The 2,640-nt window shown below is 54.5% G+C and carries 4 protein-coding genes; 1 reads left to right on the top strand and 3 read right to left on the bottom strand.

The window, feature by feature from the left end; genetic code table 11:
• The 3 genes from ACK5JN_RS23755 to kbaZ form a co-directional block, all read right to left on the bottom strand.
• A partial coding sequence (locus tag ACK5JN_RS23755; RefSeq protein ID WP_416872395.1) for a PTS sugar transporter subunit IIC occupies positions 1-209 on the bottom strand: 209 nt, incomplete at its 3' end.
• A 10-nt stretch (positions 210-219) separates the two neighbouring features.
• Complete coding sequence (agaV, locus tag ACK5JN_RS23750) at positions 220-693, bottom strand: PTS N-acetylgalactosamine transporter subunit IIB (protein WP_416872394.1); 474 nt, start codon at positions 691-693, stop codon at positions 220-222.
• Between the two features lie 19 nt (positions 694-712).
• Positions 713-2,020, bottom strand: coding sequence for a tagatose-bisphosphate aldolase subunit KbaZ (gene kbaZ, locus ACK5JN_RS23745; protein WP_416872393.1), 1,308 nt, complete (start codon positions 2,018-2,020; stop codon positions 713-715).
• Between the two features lie 238 nt (positions 2,021-2,258).
• Here kbaZ and ACK5JN_RS23740 point away from each other — a divergent pair.
• Positions 2,259-2,640, top strand: a 382-nt coding sequence (locus ACK5JN_RS23740) for a DeoR family transcriptional regulator (protein WP_416872392.1), incomplete at its 3' end; no start/stop codon positions are given.

The raw sequence follows: 2,640 nt of genomic DNA, 5'->3' as shown, positions 1-2,640 counted from the left end.
TGGGCGCCCGCCAGTGGGGCCAGCCCCATCCAGACCAGCTCCAGCGTGCCGCCGGTTAAAATACCGGTATGCAGATCGCCCAGAATCAGGCCGACCAACGGGCCGAGGACCACCGGACGGTGCATATGGGTTAACCCGTTGAACATATCCAGGCCTGCAATAAAGGCCAGAATACCTAATGCAAAAGCCTGTAACAGACTGATTTCCATTATGAATCCCTCAGAGCAGTTTAAAGAGATCCAAAGCGGGTTCTGTCGGAACGCCCTGTACGAAGCAGGCCACCCCAGCGTCCTTCAGCCCGTTGAAGGCGGCAATATCGCTGGCATCGACAGAGACCGTTTTGGCAATTTGTTGTTTACCCTCGGCGTAATGCATGTTTCCGACGTTGATACGTGTTACCGGTACCCCGCCTGCGACCAGCGTCATAAAGTCGGAGGGGGACTTGCAGACCAGCAGGATTTTTTGCCGATCGGCGGCGCGGTGGATATTGTCGATGACTTTTTGCAGCGACCAGAAGCGCACGGCGATCCCTTCCGCCAGCACCATTTCCATCAGATTCTGCTGTACTGAATCTTCAGCAACCTCATCGTTGGCCACCAGCACCAGGTTAGCTCCTGCAAACCCGACCCACTGGACCCCCACCTGACCGTGGACTAAACGTTCATCAATACGACTTAAGACAATGTTTGGCATCGCGTTTTCCTCTTTGTTGTTATGCGTTATGGGACGTAACGCCCTCACAGGCAGCGTGGTACTGCTGCAGTATGTCCTGAATGTGGTCGATGATGAGCTCTCGCGGTGCTGCCTTGAGATCGCCCTCGCGAACTTTGATGTACTGCAGCGGCATATACTGACTGATAAGCGGCAGCGGAATCGGCCAGTCGGCAAGATTGCGCACCAGACGTGCAAAAGCCTCATCGAGCTGGCTGTCCGGCCAGTAGTAACGAACACGGTCGGAGTAGCTGTATCCGCGCGCCAGGCGCCGTGCATTGCCGTCGCCGTGATAGTGGTTTTGCCAATATTCCGGGCGATCGAGCATCACGTTTTCCAGCACGTGACGCAGGCCGGAGCACGCTTTCGCAGGAAGTAGTTCTTCCTCTATCGCCGCCAGCGAGAACAGTGCTTCGCGCAGGGCGAAGGTGAGCGCCGGGCCGACCTTCAGAATGGCAAAATGATCTTTCACCAGCTGACGAAGCGCCTGCGGTGTCTGATAGTCCGTGGAATGGGCTTCAAATATCAGTGTGTCATAAGCTTCTACCATTGCGCTCAGCGCTACGGCTTTCTGCGGCTGATAGTCGATAACGTTGATATGATCGAATTCGACGCCGGGCTGAACTACCAGCCCGATAATGCGCGGCCAGATAGTGGTCAACCCGCGTTGAGTAAAGGCATGGCGATGCGCTTCGAGCGTCGCGCGGGCAGCATCAGGAGTGGTGACCTGTAGTTCGGTAAGCGTTTCGTGAGCACCACCTGGGACGGGTACTTCAGTGCCAATGACGTAGACCAGGTCGGATTCGCCAAAGTGCTCACGGCAGGTCTCTTCGGCTATCTTCGCCAGTCTGGCGGCGCGATCTGCGACGATCTCATCGGTTAACGGCAGCGGATCGTCCGCACAGGACATGCTGCAATCGAGATGGATCTTCTTAAATCCGGCAGCGACGTAGCTTTTAATCAGATCGTCGGCATTGGCCATCGCCTGAGCGGCAGGCTGGTTTTGCCAGCGGTTAGGGCCGAGATGATCGCCGCCGAGGATTAGCTGCGACTGGGGAAAATCGAGCGAACTGGCCAGCTGGCAGACGAAGCCGCGAAAATCAGTGGGTGTCATGCCGGTATAGCCGCCGAATTGATCTACCTGATTGGAGGTGGCTTCGATCAGCAGCGGAGCCTGCTGGGCCCGGGCGTAACGAATAGCCGCTTCAAGCACCAGTGGATGTGCGGAACAGACGGCATAAATTCCGGTTGTACTCCCTCGTTTATGCTGTGCCACCATTTCTGTAAGATGTTTCACTTTCCTCTCCATTTCGGATGGTAATGATATTAATCTTTCGTTTTGTTTCATCTAATACTGCGTCATGGTGCTGTAAAAATAAAACGAAAGATAATGGTTTTCCGATCCGTTTCACAAAAGAAACATAATGAAAGTCTTTAGCGCCGTGAATTGTCCTGCTGTCGCGCGTTTCAGGGCTTGCATTCCGCTAAAAGAAAGGTGTTAATAGGCAAAACGAAATGAAACGAAAGATTTAGCTAAAGGAATTACTATGAGCAGTACCGACTCTTCTGTAGATAAGCGCATCGGCGGCACCAGTGAGAGACGCGAGCAAATTATCCAGCGGCTGCTGCAGCAGGGAAGCGTGCAGGTAAACGATCTTGCCCTGCTATATGGCGTCTCGACGGTGACGATCCGTAACGATCTGGCCTTTCTTGAAAAACAGGGTATCGCCGTTCGTGCCTATGGCGGTGCGCTGATCTGTGACGGGACGACGCCCGCTGCTGAGCCATCAGTGGAAGATAAAAGTGCGCTCAATACCGCAGTGAAGCGCAGCATCGCACAGGCTGCAGTAGAACTGATTCAACCGGGGCCCCGGATTATTCTCGACTCCGGCACCACAACGGATGAAATTGCCCGCATGCTGCGTCAGC

It is taken from the genome of Kluyvera sp., from assembly GCF_047971185.1.
In the GTDB taxonomy this organism is placed as follows: Bacteria; Pseudomonadota; Gammaproteobacteria; order Enterobacterales; family Enterobacteriaceae; genus Kluyvera.
The sequence above is the reverse complement of the archived record's forward strand: the minus strand, read 5'-3'. Positions and strand labels throughout refer to the sequence as shown.

Excerpts from the sequence above, each read along its gene's own strand:
- agaV (WP_416872394.1), bottom strand. The coding sequence starts at position 693 with ATGCCAAACATTGTCTTAAGTCGTATTGATGAACGTTTAGTCCACGGT.
- kbaZ (WP_416872393.1), bottom strand. The coding sequence starts at position 2,020 with ATGGAGAGGAAAGTGAAACATCTTACAGAAATGGTGGCACAGCATAAA.